Source organism: Nesterenkonia ebinurensis, from assembly GCF_008711175.1.
Taxonomy (GTDB): Bacteria; Actinomycetota; Actinomycetes; order Actinomycetales; family Micrococcaceae; genus Nesterenkonia; species Nesterenkonia ebinurensis.
In genome coordinates, this window is record NZ_VWNF01000045.1 from 18,861 (window position 1) to 37,103 (window position 18,243).

Below are 18,243 nucleotides of genomic sequence, written 5' to 3' on the forward strand. Positions count from 1 at the left end.
CGCGCAGAAGTACGGGATTCATCGGGCGACGGTGTTCGCCCATCTGCGTCGTCGGAACACCCCGCGCCGGGTCCCGGGGCTGGATGTGGACGAGAAGGCGGAGACTGGTTCGCTTGTTCCGGGCCAGGGTCTCGATGCGCGCGATCGCTCGACGCCTGAGGGTCAGCCGCAAGGCCGTACGGAGGGTTCTGGTCGAAGCCAGCGCGAACTGGGAGCCCGAACGAGCTGCTACTGCGAGGGGACCTGATCAGCCATCGTGGACACTTGATCGTGCGTAAGTGGTCACGGTCGAGTACGCTGGAGGCATGGAGAGCATGACCGTGAACCCGGCACACCTGTCGAGCGACGACTGGGCGCGCGTGCGCGCGTTCCTGGACTCGGCGAAGAAGCGCGGCGAGGTCGTCGACTTCTCCACCCGTGTGGAGCTGCTGACCCCGGCGGAGGTCGCCCGGCGGCTCGGGATGTCGCGGTCTACGGTGCTGCGCCGGATCGCCGAGGGCGACATCCAGGCCACCAAGGTCGGCACCCACCACCGCATCCCGCTGAGCGAGTACGAGCGGTACAGCCGTGAGCTTATGCGTCGCATGGCCGAGGCATCCGCGGCTGACATCGAGGCCGAACTGTTCGGTGAGTGAAGCAGCGCTGCTCTTCCTGGACGCCAACGCGCTCGCCTCGCCCGTCACTCGCACACTGCTGATCGCCGGAGCGCGGGCAGACAGTCTGCGGTGGACATGGTCGAAGCACGTCGAGGCCGAAGCCGACCGACACGCACGCGGTCAGGCATCGAGAACCTCCCTCGTGCGTACGGAGATTCTCGGCACCGAGCTGTCACCCACTGCGTCGAACACAGAAGGGCTGCTGACCAGCACCCTTGAGGATCGGCAGGTGGTGGCTGACGCGATCCGCGCGGGAGCTCGCTACCTCATCACGACCGACGTCGACGACTTCGCCTTCGACGATCTCGCGGCATATGGGATGAGCGCGGTGAACCCTGACTACTTCATGGCGTCACGGTTCACCGAACAGGCCTACCAGGAAGGCATCGATCTGCTCGCAGCCGTGCAGAGGAATCCGGCGCGCACCGCACCCGAGATCCACCGGATGCTCGGCCGCCGACATCCCCGCTTGGCCGCGCGCCACTCCAAGGCCTATGGCGCGATTCCAGTTCCGGCCGATCCTGACCAGCCGAGCATCATCTTCCGGGGAGCGGCCTGCATTCGTTGCGCGGCGCGTCTTGATGACACGGTGGGTTTGCAGCACGGGCTGTGCCCGGAGCACCTGAGTCTCGGATCGGGCAACAATGTCAGTGGCGCCAGCTACGGTTCTGGGTATGGCGAGTAGTTCTCACATGAGCCCATACGGCTCGGCATGCGATCTTCCTTCTGTCAAGGAGGTGGAGCAGCAGATGGCTGCGTTCAGGCTGCTCGGTTTCCTGCTGCCGCGCGCGGTGTGAGGACATGGTGGCTTGGGACAGCGTGGCTGGGCATCACTTGGGTCTGAGTCACGCTCACCAGTCGTTCGTCAAAGGTTTCTACAAGACGGACACGGTCGAAGTGACCGAGCTATTCCGCAACGGCATCATGCACGGCACTTTGGTCAACTTTGACAACGAGGTCGTCGCCACCAATGCCTGGAACCGTCTCTTCGCCGTTGCTGATTGGGCGGACGCACGGGAACGGCAAGTGAAGCCGGTCGAACCGACCCCCACGCTGCGGGAGTCCCTGAATCGATGGCAAGACATCCAGGACCAGAAGGCCAGGATCGCAGGGTTCAGGCCTCTGCCGTTGCACGATGAGAGGCGCATCTACTCGAACGTCAAGAGCGTAAGCACGCCGCGAGGCGTCATTCAGTGATGCAAGGCCAGAACCCCGCTCCATAGCTCCTATCCTCGGCGGCCTAGAGGCAGCCGGGTGCCACATCGTGGCATCACACTTTCTCCTCATGCCCGCGGTGTCAGTCTCGCTCATCATTTTCGTCTAGGACGTCGGCGAGAGCTCGTAGACCGGTGGCGATGTCTGCCCCGGTGGGAGTGGTGTCGGGGTCGATGAGCCATTGCACGACAAGCCCGTCGGCCAAGATGTTGGTGACTGCCGTGACCGCGCGGGCGGTCGGCTCGTCAAGTGCGGGGTGGAGCGTGCGGGCGTGCTCACTTCCTCGTGCCAGTTCTTCGGTCTGGAACGCGGCGAGCCGCTCGCGCAGCTCGGGTGAGCGTTCGACCTGCGCCCAGGCTTCGACCTGGGCGATGAGCAGAGGCCGGTACTCGGCGAAGGTGTCGATGATCCGTTGCCATGCGGCTGGGAACGCGCCTCGGGCATGCTCGTCCTGGGTGTGCTGAAGCAGGGCGGCGTTCATTTCGCTGACCGCGGACAGCAGCGCGGCGTCCAGGAGGGCTTCCTTGGTTCCGTAGTGGTAGCCGATCGAGCCCAGGTTGGTCCCCGACGCCGCAACAAGATCCCGCGCGGTCGTGCGGGCATAGCCCTTGTCGTACAGGCAGCGTTTCGCCCCCTCCAGCAGTGCTTCGCGATGTCCCATAACTCGGCATTCTACCGAACCCATCACACGAACGTCTTACACGAACGTCTTGACAGAGATTTATACGCACGTAGTATACAAACGTCCTAATCTTTTGTCTGACCCTGGAGAACCATGACCGACGACGCCGCCGCCCGTGCCGGACGCAAGGAGTGGATCGGGCTGGCTGTCCTGGCCGTACCCGCTCTGCTGGCCGCGACCGATCTATCGATGGTGTTCATGGCCGCGCCATGGATCAGCGCTGATCTGGAACCCACCGGCAGCCAACTGCTGTGGATCATGGACATCTACGGCTTCGTGCTCGCCGGGCTGCTGATCACCGTTGGAACCCTGGGAGATCGCATCGGCCGGCGGCGACTCCTGATGATCGGCGCCGTCGTGTTCGGCGGAGCCTCGCTGCTGGCCGCCTTCTCCACCAGCGCCGAGATGCTGATCGCGGCGCGAGCACTCCTCGGTGTCGGAGCGGCGACACTTGCTCCGACCACCCTGGCTCTGGTGCGCCAGCTCTTTCGCGACGAACGGCAGCTTCGGACGGCGATCGGCATCTGGGCGGCCTCGTGGAGCGCCGGTTTCCCGCTCGGAGCCCTGCTGGGAGGTCTGCTCATCGAACACTTCTGGTGGGGCTCGGTGTTTCTCGTGAACGTCCCCGTCGCTGCGCTGCTGCTGGTACTCGCACCACTGCTGCTGCCCGAGTCCACCGACCCTCGACCCGGCAGACTCGACTTGTTCAGCGCGGCGTTGGCCATGGCGTCCGTGCTCACGCTGATCTGGGCACTGAAGCAAACTGCCGAGCACGGCTGGAACCTCGGGCCCATCGCGGTAGGCATCGTGGGACTGGTATCCGCGACGGCTTTCGTCCGTCGCCAACGCCGGCTGACAAGCCCGTTGATCGACGTCACCCTCTTCCGCCGACCAGCCTTCTCCGGGGCGATCGGGGCCAACACGATGCTGGCGCTGTCCAGCGCCGCTTTGGGCATGCTCGCTTTCCAGCACCTCCAGCTCGTGCTCGGCTACCGACCCTTCGTCACCGCGCTGTGGATGGTCCCCGTTGTGGCTGCCACCATGGTCGGCATCGCTGTGGCAACCGGGGTGGTTCGCCATCTTCGCCCAGCAATCGTCGTCGGCACTGGGCTTGTGATCGCCGCGATCGGCTTTGCCTTGTTCATCCGACTAGAGGCCACTGACACCCTGGCCACAGTGCTCCTCAGCTACGGCATCCTCAACTTCGGCATGGGCATGGTCACCACTTTGGCCTATGACCTGATGATCGCCGCCGCACCCCGAGAACAGGCCGGCGCCGCCACCGGTGTCAATGAGACCGGCACCGAACTCGGTAGCGCACTGGGCATAGCCGTCCTGGGCACCATCGCCACCACCGCCTACCGCAATCGCATCCTCGACACCATGCCCGACAGCGTGCCAGCCGAAGTTGCCGACATCGCCAGCGGATCGCTCGGCGGCGCGACCGCAGCCGCAGAAACACTACTCCCGACACGTGCTGCCGAACTGCTCACGCACGCCCACGATGCCTTCACCGCCGGGATCAACGTGACCGCGAGCATCGCCACCGTACTCCTGACGGTCACCGCGGTGACCGTCACCATAGCCCTGCGCAACGTTCGCCTCGACGACACACCAACGCAACGCCGCGACCGATGAGAAGCCGTCCAACCGCGTGTTCCTGCGCTTCGCTCGACGAGTACCGACCGCCGGCTCGCAACCGTGCCGATGACGTCACGATCCACCTGACCTTGCGTGAGGAAGGTCGGAACGCATTGGGGCGAAGACCACGAACGGCTCGAACGGCACTTGGAGGTGTGCCGTGAACTGGCTGAGTCGTCCGAGCCGGACCTTGCGCGGCTCGGAGCGCGAGGCGTCGAGAACTTTGAACCGCGTCTGCTCGAGGCGAGAGCCTCTGCACGACGGGCCGCGGTGCGTGGGACACTGGGCTGGTGACAGCGCCGCCGACGTCTGCTAACGAACGGCACAGCGCCCAGAATGAAGCGCGCCGATCAGATTCAGATAGGCTCGAACGCGCTCTGAGATCGCAGCTGGACGGCGTCTAGCTCACCATCGCCAACGGTAACTCGCTCACCTATGCAGCTTTCTCAGCGGCGGCGAGGCAGAAGTCGTCGTTCATCTTGATGACTAAGGCCACGGTCAGCCGCAACGCGATCATGTAAGTGTGGAAGTGCGCGTCTTCTCCTTCAGCGTTGTCCTGGGACCCATGCGAATACTTGTTCCGCAACGCGGGGTCCGTTGCTGAAATCAGCCGCGTTGAGGAAGTAGTTGAAGTACTCTCCTTCGGCTCCAGAGAGCAGCGACGACTGTCGTTTCACCCAACCCTTGGCGACCATCGCGTCTGCAACGGCGCGTCCGCGGTCCGAGAGACGGAAGTAGTTCGCGCACTGCGTGTTGAAGATGGCCGACAGGATTCGAAACTGCTCGACGTTGACGAGCTGCACCCTGGTCCCGTCGTTATCAACAATCCCGAGTTTGATCAGATGGTCGATCGCTGGCTTCTGGTAGTCGTGGAAGTCGTCGTACGCGACCTCGTTCTTTAGCAGGAGCATCGCGCCGTTGTCACCTCGCAGCTCTTTACTGATGTAGTTCACCGATGCCTGGTCGGAGAACAACAGGTTCAGGATGCTTGTAATCTCGTCGGTCTCAGTCGCGTAGAGGTACTTGCCATCAAGAAGGCTTGGTATGTACTTGTACCGAACCTGTTCCGACCCCATGGCGAGCAGGTCGCGGTCGAGTTCACAGTCTTTGGCGAACAGGCTGAACTGGCTCGCGACGCTCTCCATCTCCGCGAAGAGATGCCGCACCTTCTGAAGATACGAAGCTCCGGCGCCAGACGGGGTGAAGGAGAAGTTCTCGACCCGGAACTCCTCTACGAGGTACTCCTCGAAAAACCAGGAGATCACCTGCTCCAGGTCGATGTCCTTGGACTCTAAGAAGTGATGGTACATGCGGATCTGGAGGAGCGAACTCATGTCGGTCGTCCAGAACACGGTGCCGGTCCTGTACTCGGTCCTTCCTGGCGTCCCCATGAACCGTTCCATCACGCCAAGGCTCGCCGGGTATGACGGCAGAGTCAAGAGCCCATTCCGGTCGACGAACCCGAACAGGTTGATGAAGTTGTTCAAGATGCTGGGGTTGTCGCAAGTTTCCTCAAGCCAACGTCGGCTGTACGTGTAGCGGCACACCAAGCCGTCCGACTTATCAAGTTCCATGGCGGCCGCTTCTTCCTGATCAGCGATGCTCACTTCGCAGCCGGTCCTAATGCCGTCGTTGTCCTTGAAGAACTTCGAGCTCAATTCTTCGTCACGCCGCTTCGCGCGCAACTTGAGTCGCGCGTCAATTCCTGCCGCTGGCGTCTCCTTGGCAGACGCGATCAGTCCGACATAGTTCGGATTGGCCTCCTCACCATCGATGTACTGCTCCAGAAGCACTTGAGAGTCTTCGGGGGTGAAGCTCCGCGGAAGGTGGATGTCATCACGCACATCCTCTTGGAGGTACTTGCGCATCACATGCTCCGCCCCCTGAGGCGAGGTCAGCAACTTCGTGCGAACCTCGGCGTCGTAGGCCTGAACCAACTTCTTGCACCCGAGAATCTCGCCAAGATGTACCCCGGCCGCCGAGAGCGCAGGCAGGACTGTGGCGGCGTCACAGCGCTCGTATGCCTTGTTCCGACCAAGGAGCTCGAGAAGGTCTCCGTGGTAGTCGTACCTGCCCTCTGCCACACCGTCGATCACGGTCGCCACACTCGTGTCGTCGACGCCCGAGAAGAACCGCGCGACCGCACCACGAATCTGCGGGATGCGCGCCTTTGCCCGGGCGTACTGTTCCTCGTTGTAGGTCTGCGGCAAGAAGCCGTGCTCAAGATACTGCTGAACGTTATGCAGCTCGAGGATGTCGACAGTGCTCGTAGGTGCGTTCTCGGGGTCGAACTGTTCAGCGAGATCGGCTGCCCGCTGGACGAACACGCCTGCCGCTAAGTCGTTCGGGCCGAAGAACTGAACCCTTCGAACTTCCTCGTCCTCTTCACTCACTTGCAGGCTCATCTCTCCTCGCGAACTGGAACAGCGTCAATGTGGCCCACAGGACCGACACAACTGGTCACAGGACGCGTAATCGTTGATGCACCCTCGGTTCTCCCAGCAGCGGCCGCAGCCTGTCTAGCTGACACTCGATTCGCTCCTCCGCAGCGCACCGTGATGCGTTCCTCCTTCCGCCGCTTATGGCTCACATGTACTGAAGGCAGCAGTGTGGCCAACAGAAGCGCTGAGACGAAAGAAAACCCGGCCCCAGAGGGGCCGGGTGGTATGGAAGAAGCATAGCAGTCTGACAGGCTTGACTACCACTCTGGTGGCTTCGTGATGCGCGGAGCGATGGTTGGTGGAAGCTGGTGCTCATACCAGTCGGAAGGCTGCATCTGGTACCACCAGTGGTCGCCCACGCCATCGGTGTGCTCGCCAGCGAGCTTACCGGCTCGATAGCCCTTCGTGGGGTTGACGAGTCCGATTGGCACTTGATCACGCGCGTAGGTGACAGGGTAGGACAGGTCGCTGTCGTTGGAGATGACCACAGCTGCGTCTACTGCGTCGGTGAGAATATCGATGAGCAGGTGTGAGGCGACGTTGACATCGGAGCCTTTCTCTTCGCGGCGAGCGACTGATGCCATGAACCGGGCGTCAGGGACGTCTTGCTCGGCTCCGTCCTGCACCATTAACGGCCATTGAGGGTTGCTGATGACAGGTTTGCCGTTCCGGCCGGCGGTCGCGAGCGGTGCTGTGGCGACCCGAGCGACGTAGTTGCCGTAGCTGATTTGAGTGACAGAGCCGGAGCGTTGCAGTGCACGCAGGTAGACATCCTGTTCGCGCTGGCCGGCGGGGTTACTGGCTCCACTCACTCTTGCGGTGCAGTAGGTAATCGTTTCGACCGTCGAATTCTCCCAGCGAGAGTGCGTGCTGATGAGACCGTGCGCCAACGATCGCAGATCGAGCCAACGCCATCCAGGCGTCGAGCGCCCGCACAAGCCTCGACCACCGTAGTAGAGGTTGTAGCCGTCTATGTAGATCCCGACTCGCATGTTGGTAATGGTACGTGGAACATCCGATAGACGATGACCATTAGCTACTCCAGCCAAAGCCTCGGAGAATATCGATATGAATGCCGCCAGACCTGACAAGCATGTCGTTGAGGATGGAGCTGAGGTGAGCAGGTCGCTGGTCGACATTTTCTCGCGCCCAACACCTGCTCTGACACGGCTGATCGAACACATCCGTCAAAACCCCGAGTTGACGGAAAGCCTCGCCGCTGGCCACTCGCTAACGTCGTCGCGCTGCCGATACCGTCAAGGACGATCTACAGGTGAACCGAATTCCGGTGCTGGCTCCACTGCGCGACGAGAATTGACGAAGCAAAGTCGTCGCACGGTTTCACCCGGGATAGAGAAGGCCAGAGCATCGGTTCTTCTTCCGCTCGTCGTGGACTACGCCAATGGCTTGACTCAGGCAGAGATTGCCCGGAAGCACGGTGTCCACGCTCAGACTCTGCGAAAGCGGCTCCGGGAAGCTGGGGTCAATACCCGGGTACGTGTCACGGCCCTCAGTGAGAGCGAGGTGCAGGCGACTCGTGCTGTCATCTCTGAGGGTGCGAGTGTTCGGGCGGTCGCTCGTCGTCTTGGTGTTGCGCACACGACGTTGCTGCGGGCGCTCAAGCGAAGCTCGGAATAGGGGAGAGGATCACCATTGCGCACCACTTAGGTAGCGCTCTTCGTGAGCAGTCATGAGGGTCGATCACTGTTGTGCACCAGTATCGAAACAGGGTCTGACCAGGGGATATGTGAAAAACATTGCCCCCGGCTCGAAAGCCGAGGGCAATGTTGCCTGGGTGAGCGACGGGGCTTGAACCCGCGACCCTCGCGACCACAACGCGATGCTCTACCAGCTGAGCTACGCCCACCATGTGCTTCTCAGGAGATCAAACCCCGGGCAAAGCAACCAATACATCATACATCTGCGGTGCCGCAGCGTCGAGTTGCACACGGTGCTGTTAGAGGTTCAGCGCAGCATGTGCTCCCGGTAGTGCTTTAGCTCAGTGATGGAGTCCTGGATATCACCCAGCGCCCGGTGATTGCCGGTCTTCTCAGGAGCCGAAGCTCGCACCTGGGGATACCAGCGCTTGGCCAGCTCCTTCAGTGTGGACACATCAATGATCCGGTAGTGCAGGTATTGAGTCAGAGCAGGCATCCCCAGCCGCAGGAAAGCCTTATCAGCATGCACCGTGTTCCCCGCCAGCGGGGCTCTGCCAGCCTCAGGAACCCAGGTCTGCACATACTCCAGCACCTTCTTCTCAGCAGATTCCAGGGCAATCCCGTCCTCAAGCTCGGCCAGCAGGCCTGATGAGGTATGCATCTCCCGCACCACCTTCTCCATCCCGGCCAGCGCCTCCGGGCCAGGGCGGATCACCACATCCACACCCTCGCCCAGCACATTGAGGTCAGAATCGGTGACCAGAGCGGCCACCTCGATCAGCGCGTCCTTCTCCGGATTCAGTCCGGTCATCTCACAGTCGATCCACACCATCCGGCCGGACCAATCGCCCCCAGCTGCGGGGCTCTGAGCAGTCGATTCAGTCACAGAGGAACACTCTACTACCGGTGCCCGCGTAAACTCAGGCGGGTGAACACAGCGCCGCGCGGAGTGATCCTCTACGGCCTACTCGGCTCGGTGCTGATTCTGCTCGGCTCGCTCGGAGCAGGCTGGCTGGTCAGCGACTCCCCGCTGAACCGCTGGGAGCCCACCATCTGGCTGCGAGCCGAGACAGGCGGCGTCGTGCTCTCCGTGACTGCCCTGACCGCCGGCTGCTGGATCCTCTTCCATGCCTGGCTTCGGCTAAAACACATCACAGACGACGACGCCCGCCCTACCGGACTACACACCGTCACCGCCGCGGCACTGATCTGGTCCATCCCGCAGCTGCTGGCCGTGCCGATCTTCTCCCGGGATGTCTTCGCCTACCTGAACCAAGGCCGGCTGGTGCTCATGGGGGAGAACCCCTACACCACCGGAGTCTCCGCACTGGAGAACTGGTTCCAGCTGGGCACCGACCAGGTGTGGGCCGAGGATCCCACCCCCTACGGGCCCCTGTTCCTGTGGATCGCCGCAGGGGTGATGGACCTCTCCGGGGACTCCGCAGAGCTGGCGATTCTGCTCTTCCGGCTGGTCTGCGTGCTCGGCGTGCTGCTGATCCTGGTGATGGTTCCATTGCTGGCCCGGACCCTGGGTGCCGAGCCGGCGAAAGCCCAGTGGGCAGCCTCCGCCAACCCGCTGCTGATCATCAGCTTCGTCTCCAGTGCGCATAATGACGCGCTGATGGTGGGTCTGGCCCTGGTGGGCACCTGGCTGGCCATCCGTGCCGGTCAGCGGTGCAGCACCGCCCACCTGCTGTTGGGCTTAGCGGCGGTGCTGTGCATGGTGGCCTCCATCGGTACCAAGCTCATCACCCTGGTGATGCTGCCCTTCATCGCCCTGCTCTGGGCAGGTGCATCAGCCAGTTGGGCTAAACGGTTCAGCTACTGGGCGTTAACCGCAGCACTTGCCGGGGCCGCGCTGCTGGGTATTGGAGCCCTCGGCGGATACGGGCTCGACTGGGTCACTGTGCTGGCCGGGGCAGGGTCCGGGGCCAGCTTCTGGGCCCCGCTGACTATCCTGACCGCCCCCTTCGCCGGTCTGCTTCTGCTGATTGGTCAGTCCCCGGATGCCGCTTACGATATCGCCGGTGTGATCGGCCGGCTCGCTGCAATCGCGGTGGTGCTCTACCTGATGTTCCGCGGCAGCGCCGACCGGATCTACCACCGCATGATGTGGGCGTTCGCAGCAGTGGTGCTGCTCTCCCCGCTGATCCAGCCCTGGTACCTGCTGTGGATCCTGCCGCTGTTCGCCGCAGCAGGGGCACTGACCGGCACCTCCAGGCGCTGGCCGCTGGCCGCAACTGTGGCCGTCACCGGGTTCTTCCTGGCCCAGGGGGCGGCCGACCAGCTGTTCGTCCACCAGTTCCTGGAACTCGACACCGCGATGGTGCTGCTCTCGGTGGGCATCTCCGTGCTCAGCGCCACAATCATCTGGTTCACCGATTCTCAGGCCCGCTCGGTAGTGTTAAGCAGTGCCCCAGACCCCGCCCAGTAACCGGTTTTCGCGTGCGGCAGACTCCGCCCGCGAAATCCTCGGCAATTTTAAGGGCACCTCCTGGCTGATCGGCGGCCCCGAGGGCCAGGTCTCCCATACTCTGCGCCAGGGCTTCCTGGCTGCGGTGCTGATCATGGTCGGCTCCTGGGGTGTGGGCTGGCTGGTCATGGTCCCAGGCTCCTGGCTGCAGCTGCACCAATGGCTGCTGCCGGTGCGCACCACCACCGCCGGAGTGATCATCTGCGCAGTGCTGCTGGTGTTCGGCGCCCTGCTGCTGCTGCGCTCCTGGCTGAGGCTCTCCCAACGGATCACCGGATGGGATCACGACGTCGCCCTGCCCACTATGCGCAAAGCAGTCCTCCTCTGGGGGGCACCACTGCTGGCCTGCTTCCCGATCTTCTCCCGTGACGTCTTCTCCTACCTTGCCCAGGGAGGCCTGCTGCAAGCCGGACAGAACCCTTACGAGGCCGGAGTCTCCGAACTGCCCGGTTGGTACGGCATCGGCGCAGATGAGCTCTGGGCGGAGTCCCCCTCACCCTACGGTCCGCTGTTCCTGCTGTTGGCCCGGGGCATCTGGTTCCTCTCCAACGGCACCCCGGAGTTGGCGGTGCTGCTGTTCCGGGCACTTTCGGTCTTCGGAGTGGCCCTGATGCTGCTGATCATTCCCATGCTGGCTCGGGCCTTCGGCTCCCAGCCGGCCTGGGCCATCTGGCTGTGCCTGCTCAACCCGGTCAGTCTGATCGTTTTCATCCCCGCCGCCCATAATGACGCCCTGATGATGGGCCTGGCACTGGCCGGCATCTGGTACGCGCTGCGCCGCCGCAGACTGGCCTCCTGGCTGCTGCTGATCGCCGCAGTGGCCATCAAACCGGTGGCCATGGTGCTGCTGCCCTTCGCTGTGCTGCTGCCGCTGAGGGACACCGGAAACTACCTGCACCGGATCCGGGAGTGGGCTCTGGCGGGGTGTCTGGCCGCCGGGCTGCTGTTCGGCGGCGGCTGGCTGATCGGGGTGGGTATCGGCTGGTTCACCACCGCACTGGGGGCCGGGGGTGAGGCCTTCCAGGCTGCACCGGTGGGGCTGCTCGGGCTGGGACTGGGCTGGCTCATCGAGGCTGCCGGCGGGCCCGGCCACCAGGAGACGGCAGGCTGGTTCTATGCCGCAGCCCGGATCCTCTCCGCAGTGGTGCTCACCGTGATGCTGCTGCGCCCGGCGTTGGGCAACCCAGTGCTCTGGGCGGCCTACGGACTCACCGTGGTGATCCTGACCTCCTCGATCATCCAACCCTGGTACCTGCTCTGGCTGCTGCCGCTCTACGCGGTGGTCCACGTCTACCGCGGTCGGGCGCTGATGCTGGTCACCCTGCTGATCACCGTGATGACCCTGCTGGCTATGGTGGGCCAACTCTCCGTAGCCCAATGGCTGGACAGCGTACTGGTCCAGCTGATCGCCCTGGGCGTGGCCGCAGCCTATCTCATCTACATTGTGCTGCTGGATCCCAACACCGCCGCCATGTTCCAGCTGCGCGAACGCTCCGAGCGGTGGAACACCACCGACGGCTGGCTGAGACTGAACCGGCTCTCCACCCCGGAGACCTCCTGGTCGGTGACCAGCCTCACCCATAGGGCTGGGCAGACATGACCGTCACCCGGCTCTCCCCGCGCACCATCACTGTGCTGCTGGTCGCCACGGCAATCGGCGCGCTGCTCTCGGTACTGGCCGTACAGTGGTGCCGGGTCAACGGCTGGACCGACCCAGCCCAGCACCTGGCCATGTGCTACTCCGACTTCCCGCTGCTCTTCGCCGAGCGTGGCCTGGCTGCCGGCGCGTTCCCCTTCATCACCGAGGTCTCGGCGGAGCAGACCATGGAGTACCCGGTCCTCATCGGGGTGGTGGCAGGACTCATCGCTGCAGTCATCCCTGGTCAGGACGCCACCGAGCTGCGCACCCTGGCCTTCCACGACCTCAACCACCTGGCCGTCATCGGCTGCTGGGCAGCCCTGGTGCTGATCACCGCAGCCTGCCTGCCACCAGCACGACGCCGCCACGCCCTGTTGGTTGCCCTGGCCCCAGGGATCATCCTCACCGTCTCGATCAACTGGGATATGTGGGCCACAGCCTTGGGAGCAGCCGCCCTGCTGGCCTGGGCAAGGAACCGCCCAGTGCTGGCCGGGATACTGATCGGACTCGGGGCGGCGATGAAGCTCTATCCGCTGCTGTTCCTGGGGGCGATCATCGTGCTGTGCCTGCGTGCCGGCACATACCGGCCCCTGGGCGGCGTCGTCATTTCGGCAGTGACCACCTGGCTGGCGGTGAATCTGCCGTTTATGCTCAGCCAGCTTCAGCAGTGGCGTCTCTTCTATCAGTTCTCCTCTGAACGTGAGCCCGGGTTCTCTTCAATCTGGCTGGCCTTGGCGCCCACCGGCTGGTCGGGGGAGACCTTCTCACTGCTGTCCAACGGGCTGTTCCTGCTCTGCTGCCTGGCCATCCTGGCCCTTGGTCTGCGAGCGCCCCAAGCCCCCACCGTCGCCCAGCTGTGTCTGCTGATTGTGGGCTGCTTTGTGCTGCTGGGCAAGGTCTACTCCCCGCAGTTCGTGATCTGGCTGATCCCGCTGGTGGTGCTGGCAGTCCCGAGGGTGCGGGTGTTCTGGATCTGGCAGGCTGCCGAAGTCTTCCACTGGGCCAGTGTGTGGCTGATCAGCGCAAAGATCACAGCGGAAGAGACCGGCGGGGACTTCGGGCAGGGTCACTATGTGTTCGAGACGCTCTACGGGCTGGGCATCGCCGCGCATATGCTCACACTGATCTGGATCCTGGCCCTGGTGGTGGGCGAGATCATCAGACCCGCGCAGCCAGAACCGGATCCGCTGGCCGGACCCGCCGCAGAACAGAGGTACACCCATGGTTGAGATGCTCACCGTGATCGCCCCGCTGTTCGCGATCATCCTATTGGGCTTCGGGGCCGGGTTCGCCCCGCGCATCCTGGCCGCCTCCGGCCACCTGAACGCCTTCGTGTTCTACTTCGCCCTGCCCTGCTTCATCTATACCGCGATCATCTCCGCACCTCCGGTGGGGCATTTCCCGTGGGTGATGCCGTTGATCGTGCTGGTGGTCACCCCGGCCCTGGCCATCGGGCTCTACTGCCTCTGCCGGGCCCTGGGCGGACTGAGCCGGGATCTGGCCGCACCGGTCTCGCTGGCAGGAAGCTTCGGCAACGTGGGTTACTTCGGCATCCCCATCTCCATCGGGGTGCTGGGTCCGGAGGCCGGGCTCACTGCCGGTGTGGTGCATATGGTGCACAATATCTTCTTCATGAACGGCTACCCGCTGGTGCGCACCGCAGTACGCACCCGGGAGCTTGAAGGGGCTGCAGCCAGTTTCGGGGAGCTGTGGCGCCGCCAGCTCTGGCCCATTCTGCGCCGCGGACTGGTGCTGAACCCAGTGTTCTGGTTCATGGGACTCTCCCTGCTGGTGGTACTGACCCCGCTGAGCATGCCGCAGCTCTTCGACGAACCGGTGGCCATGCTCGGGACGACCGCGGTGCCGCTGGCCCTGTTCTGTGTGGGCCTGGCCCTGCATCCGGCGCTGCAGGGGGTGCGCAGCGGGGCTGTGCCGGTGCTTCCCATTGGCTTCGGCACCGCCGCTAAGCTGCTGATCCTGCCCGCAGCCACCTGGCTGGCGGTACTGCCGTTCTCAGACCAGCTGGGCCCGGTATGGGCTGGCACACTGATCATCCTGGCTGCCACACCCTCCTCCACCACGGCGTTCATCTTCTCTGAGACCTACGACGGCGATGGCCGGATGGCGGCTGCCGTACTGGTGGCGACTACCGCAGTCTCCCTGCTCACCCTGCCGCTGGTGGCCGCGGTTCTGCTGTAATTTGGAGCATGTGATTCCGAACATCCTCTCCATCGCCGGCACCGACCCCACCGGAGGTGCCGGCATCCAAGCCGACCTGAAGTCCTTTGCCGCCCACGGCGGCTACGGCATGTGCGTGGTCACCGCCCTGGTGGCACAGAACACCCAGGGGGTCCGGGAGATTCACGCCCCGCCGGTTCAGTTCCTCCGTGCCCAGCTGGATGCGGTCAGCGAGGATGTCACCGTCCACGCTGCGAAGACCGGGATGCTCGGCACCGCCGAGATCATCGAAACAGTCTCAGATTGGTGGGACACCAATTATGGAAACGAAGGCCGATCGAGCCGAGCGAAGACCCGCACCGGTGCCGTCGCACCAGTTCTGGTGGTGGACCCGGTGATGGTGGCCACCAGCGGGGACCGACTGCTGGAGGCCGAGGCTGAGCAGTCACTCATCGAGTTCCTGCACCGGGCTGACCTGATCACCCCCAATGTGCCCGAACTGGCCATCCTGGCCTCAGCTGAGCCCGCGGCGTCCTCGACTGAGCTGATCAGCCAGGCACAGCAGGTCGCTGATGCACACCACACCGTGGTGCTGGCGAAGGGCGGGCATATGGGGGCCCCTACGGTCACCGACACTCTGGTGTTTCCCGCAGACCACGGCACCCGCCCCGAGGCCTATTCGGTGAGCACCCCGCGGATCGAGACCCCCAACACTCACGGCACCGGCTGCTCGGTCTCGGCAGCCTTCGCCACCCTGCGGGCCAGAGGCCTGAGCTGGGAGCAGTCCCTGGACCGGGTGAAGGAGTGGATGCAGCGTGCGCTGATCGGCGCAGAGCAGCTGGATGTAGGCCAGGGCAACGGCCCCATCAACCACTTTCCCTAAGCAGCCGCCTCCCATCAGACCGGCGCTGCGCTTTCCTAGAGCGCGTGTTGAGCAAACCTGCAGGTCAGCGACTTAGATTCGGGGTCCATGGAGTCAACGTCATCTGTTCGCACCGCTGCACATCCGGCTATCCGGCCACTGGCGGCACTGGGCATCACAGCGCTGCTGCTCAGCGCCTGCGGCACAGCTGATCCGGAAGCCCCGGAACCCGACGCCACTGAGGAGATCCCCGGCCAGCAGCTGGAAGAGCACGAAGTCCCCGAAGCCACTGGGCCAGCAGAGAATGTGCCCGAAGAGGATGAGGACGAGGAGACCGAGCAGGACCTAGAACCATACGGCTACCTGGACCAACAGGCGGTCAGCGCCGGCAATGAACTGGCCGTCGATGCCGCCGAGGAGACATTCGAGGCTGGCGGCAATGCCGTGGATGCTGCAGTGGCGGCTTCTTTCGCCATCGCCACCGTGGAACCTGTGGCCTCCGGGATCGGCGGCGGAGGCTCGGTCATCCTGGCCGGCCCCGAGGGTGAGCCCGTCTTCTACGACTATCGCGAGGTAGTCAATAATGACGGGCAGATCCCAGAGACTGATATCGGCATTCCCGGGTTCGTGGCCGGGATGGGCCAGCTGCATCAGGACTACGGGGAGTTGGACTGGGAGCAGGTGCTGGCCCCCTCCATCGAACTGGCCGAAGAGGGCTTCGAGGTCACCGAGTACCACGCGGAGCGGATCAACACTGGCAGCGGTCCGGAATACCTGGCGGAGAACGAGGCCTATTCGCCTGACGGTGCACCGCTGCAGGCCGGGGACACCCTAATCCAGCCCGAACTGGCCGAGACCATGCTGCGTCTGGCCGATGCGGGCTGGGAGGACCTCTATACCGGCGAGCTGGCCGACTCCCTGGCTGCTCAGGTGAAGGGTGTAGACACTGAGTCTCTGGCCGACTATGAGGTGATCACCGCTGAGCCGGTCACCGGTGAGGTGGGGGACTACCAGGTGGTTTCAGCTGCTCCTGCCCTTCCCGGGGCCGCACTGATCCAGATGCTGCAGGTCGCTGAGGCTCAGGGTGCCGCTGAGGCCGAGCCAGGCTCCGCTGCCTACATTGACGCGATGTCCCAGGCCTGGGCCGTAGGGGAGGGAACCATACGCACCGACCTGGGGGATCCGAACTTTGTCGATGTGCCGGTGGAGGAGCTCACCGACCCGGAGGCCAATGCGCAGATCGAGGTGGACGCCCAGGGCGGCGTTGTGCCGCGGACCCCCGATGAGGAGGGCAACACCACCCATCTGGTGGTGGTGGATGAGAACGGACTGATGGTCTCGATGACCAACACCGTCACCGACTTCTGGGGCTCCGGGGTCGCAGTGGACGGCTACTTCATGAACAACGCGCTCTACCGGTTCCAGGACATCGACTCACCTGCCAACCAGCCCGAGCCGGGCCGGCGCAGCGTGACCTGGTCCAACCCCACTATGGTGCTCGATGATCAGGGCCGTCCGGTGCTGGGCATCGGCACCCCGGGTGGGATCCAGATTGTGCCCACCACCGGACATGTGCTTGCGCAGTGGATCTTCTCCGGGAAGGATCTGCAGGCCGCTGTGGAGGCCCCGCGCTTCCGCGGCGACGCGGACACCATGCGCCTGGAGATGGGCCAGCCTGCAGAAGTCATCGCAGAGCTCGAAGAGATGGGCTGGAGCTACGAGGAATCCGAGCCCGGTCAGTGGGGTTCCATCCAGTCCCTGGAGATCGACTATGAGACCGGTGAGATCATCGGCGCCGACGACCCACGCCGCGACGGCGCCCACCGCATCATCGACTGATTGAGCGCTATGCTCACAGGCGATGGAGCTCAGTTACTGCGGTTCTGGAGGTCCTGCCAGGTAAACGGGGGCGTCTGCGAGTCTGAGGCGGTAGCGGCGTCGTCGTTCCCCCGGAACCAATGGGCAGGATCAGGCCGATCCGAAGGAGTGGGCCCGGTGGCGCCCTGGCCCGAGGCTGGCGCCTGCTCGCGCAGCGCAGTGACCTTATCCCGGATCTCCGCCATCTGCCTATCCAGGGCGGCAGCTTGCTCGGCGGCACTGCGTAGCTCGTCCAGGATGTCAGAGGGCACCTCGCCCTCATAGGTGTAGTAGATCTTGTGCTCCAGGGAGGCCCAGAAGTCCATGGCCACCGTACGGATCTGGACCTCCACGTAGACGAACTCGGTGCGGTTGGACAGGTAGACCGGCACCTGCAGGATCACGTGCAGAGACTGGTACCCGTTGACTTTGGGTGCCCGGATGTAGTCCTTGACCTCCACCACGCGTAAGTCCGGCTGGGAGCAGAGCATCTCAGCCACCCAGTAGGCATCGGAGACAAAGCTGGTGGTGATCCGGATCCCGGCGATATCCCGGATCGCGTGCCGGATACCCTCCAGGCTCGGTTCGCTGCCGTAGCGCTGCACCTTGTCCAGGATCCGCTCCAGGGACTTCAGCCGGTAGTTGACGTGCTCAATGGGGGAGTAGTCCCGGGTGTGCTCGAACTCCTCGCGCAGCACATTGATCTTGGTGAGCACCTCATCCATACCGAACTTATAGTGCAGCTGGAACTCGGTGAGCTGTCGACGGATATCGATCATCCGGTTGACTGCTCCGGGCTGGCCATTGGCATCCGCCTTGGAGTTCAGCTGGTCCAACAGCTGTCGGTAGAGGTCAATATCAGTCTTCTTGACCAGCTCATCGGCGGGGATCTCCTCAGTGGGCGTGAGGCCAGCGGGCATGGATAACTCCTCATCAGGTCG

General features: G+C 63.8%; 16 protein-coding genes and 1 tRNA gene. 11 read left to right on the top strand and 6 right to left on the bottom strand.

The genetic code is table 11. From position 1 onward, the window contains the following. Positions 1-305: 305 nt before the first annotated feature. The 3 genes from F0311_RS12945 to F0311_RS12955 all read left to right on the top strand — a co-directional run bounded on the left by F0311_RS12945 (position 306) and on the right by F0311_RS12955 (position 1,853). Complete coding sequence (locus tag F0311_RS12945; RefSeq protein WP_150462361.1) at positions 306-635, top strand: helix-turn-helix domain-containing protein; 330 nt, start codon at positions 306-308, stop codon at positions 633-635. Continuing rightward, positions 628-1,341 (top strand): hypothetical protein, encoded by a 714-nt coding sequence (locus F0311_RS12950; protein ID WP_150462362.1) that lies wholly within the window; start codon positions 628-630, stop codon positions 1,339-1,341. Before F0311_RS12945 ends, F0311_RS12950 begins: the two co-directional genes overlap by 8 nt. A 119-nt stretch (positions 1,342-1,460) precedes the next feature. After that, positions 1,461-1,853, top strand: a complete 393-nt coding sequence (locus tag F0311_RS12955; protein WP_150462363.1) for a hypothetical protein — start codon at positions 1,461-1,463, stop codon at positions 1,851-1,853. Positions 1,854-1,953: 100 nt separating this feature from the next. Here the strand turns inward: F0311_RS12955 and F0311_RS12960 are convergent, their stop codons facing one another. Beyond that, positions 1,954-2,532 carry a TetR/AcrR family transcriptional regulator gene (locus F0311_RS12960; RefSeq protein ID WP_150462364.1) on the bottom strand — a complete coding sequence of 193 codons (579 nt, stop codon included), beginning with the start codon at positions 2,530-2,532 and terminating at the stop codon, positions 1,954-1,956. 114 nt (positions 2,533-2,646) lie between these two features. Here F0311_RS12960 and F0311_RS12965 point away from each other — a divergent pair, with 114 nt between their 5' ends. Continuing rightward, positions 2,647-4,191: an MFS transporter gene (locus F0311_RS12965; protein ID WP_150462365.1), complete on the top strand. Its 1,545-nt coding sequence runs from the start codon at positions 2,647-2,649 to the stop codon at positions 4,189-4,191. Between the two features lie 548 nt (positions 4,192-4,739). On the opposite strand, the gene F0311_RS12970 is transcribed toward F0311_RS12965, so the two are convergent. Both F0311_RS12970 and F0311_RS12975 read right to left on the bottom strand, forming a co-directional pair. Beyond that, positions 4,740-6,599 carry a hypothetical protein gene (locus F0311_RS12970; protein WP_150462366.1) on the bottom strand — a complete coding sequence of 620 codons (1,860 nt, stop codon included), beginning with the start codon at positions 6,597-6,599 and terminating at the stop codon, positions 4,740-4,742. Positions 6,600-6,892: 293 nt separating this feature from the next. Beyond that, a complete protein-coding gene (locus F0311_RS12975; protein ID WP_150462367.1) occupies positions 6,893-7,627 on the bottom strand; it encodes an NYN domain-containing protein in 735 nt (244 codons plus the stop codon). Between the two features lie 76 nt (positions 7,628-7,703). Between F0311_RS12975 and F0311_RS19105 the strand changes: the two genes are divergently transcribed. Then, on the top strand, positions 7,704-8,273 hold the full coding sequence (locus tag F0311_RS19105; RefSeq protein ID WP_150462368.1) for a helix-turn-helix domain-containing protein: 570 nt from the start codon (positions 7,704-7,706) through the stop codon (positions 8,271-8,273). A 156-nt stretch (positions 8,274-8,429) separates the two neighbouring features. On the opposite strand, the gene F0311_RS12985 is transcribed toward F0311_RS19105, so the two are convergent. Together F0311_RS12985 and orn are read right to left on the bottom strand one after the other, a co-directional pair. Continuing rightward, positions 8,430-8,502 (bottom strand) — tRNA-His (locus tag F0311_RS12985). A 98-nt stretch (positions 8,503-8,600) separates the two neighbouring features. Beyond that, entirely contained in the window at positions 8,601-9,125 is a 525-nt protein-coding gene (gene orn / locus F0311_RS12990; RefSeq protein ID WP_150462618.1) for an oligoribonuclease, read from the bottom strand. Between the two features lie 96 nt (positions 9,126-9,221). On the opposite strand from orn, the gene mptB (F0311_RS12995) reads away from it, so the two are divergent. From mptB (F0311_RS12995) to F0311_RS13020, 6 genes are all read left to right on the top strand, one after another. Further along, complete coding sequence (gene mptB / locus F0311_RS12995; RefSeq protein WP_150462369.1) at positions 9,222-10,727, top strand: polyprenol phosphomannose-dependent alpha 1,6 mannosyltransferase MptB; 1,506 nt, start codon at positions 9,222-9,224, stop codon at positions 10,725-10,727. After that, complete coding sequence (mptB, locus tag F0311_RS13000; RefSeq protein ID WP_150462370.1) at positions 10,705-12,366, top strand: polyprenol phosphomannose-dependent alpha 1,6 mannosyltransferase MptB; 1,662 nt, start codon at positions 10,705-10,707, stop codon at positions 12,364-12,366. Before mptB (F0311_RS12995) ends, mptB (F0311_RS13000) begins: the two co-directional genes overlap by 23 nt. After that, positions 12,363-13,634 (top strand): glycosyltransferase family 87 protein, encoded by a 1,272-nt coding sequence (locus F0311_RS19200; RefSeq protein ID WP_150462371.1) that lies wholly within the window; start codon positions 12,363-12,365, stop codon positions 13,632-13,634. The genes mptB (F0311_RS13000) and F0311_RS19200 overlap by 4 nt, the downstream gene beginning before the upstream one ends. Then, on the top strand, positions 13,627-14,604 hold the full coding sequence (locus F0311_RS13010; RefSeq protein WP_150462372.1) for an AEC family transporter: 978 nt from the start codon (positions 13,627-13,629) through the stop codon (positions 14,602-14,604). The genes F0311_RS19200 and F0311_RS13010 overlap by 8 nt, the downstream gene beginning before the upstream one ends. A 10-nt stretch (positions 14,605-14,614) precedes the next feature. Beyond that, positions 14,615-15,466, top strand: a complete 852-nt coding sequence (gene thiD, locus F0311_RS13015) for a bifunctional hydroxymethylpyrimidine kinase/phosphomethylpyrimidine kinase (protein ID WP_223881337.1) — start codon at positions 14,615-14,617, stop codon at positions 15,464-15,466. Positions 15,467-15,553: 87 nt separating this feature from the next. Then, positions 15,554-17,284: a gamma-glutamyltransferase gene (locus tag F0311_RS13020; protein ID WP_150462374.1), complete on the top strand. Its 1,731-nt coding sequence runs from the start codon at positions 15,554-15,556 to the stop codon at positions 17,282-17,284. Between the two features lie 29 nt (positions 17,285-17,313). On the opposite strand, the gene F0311_RS13025 is transcribed toward F0311_RS13020, so the two are convergent. Continuing rightward, entirely contained in the window at positions 17,314-18,222 is a 909-nt protein-coding gene (locus F0311_RS13025) for a GTP pyrophosphokinase (protein ID WP_223881338.1), read from the bottom strand. Positions 18,223-18,243 lie beyond the last annotated feature (21 nt).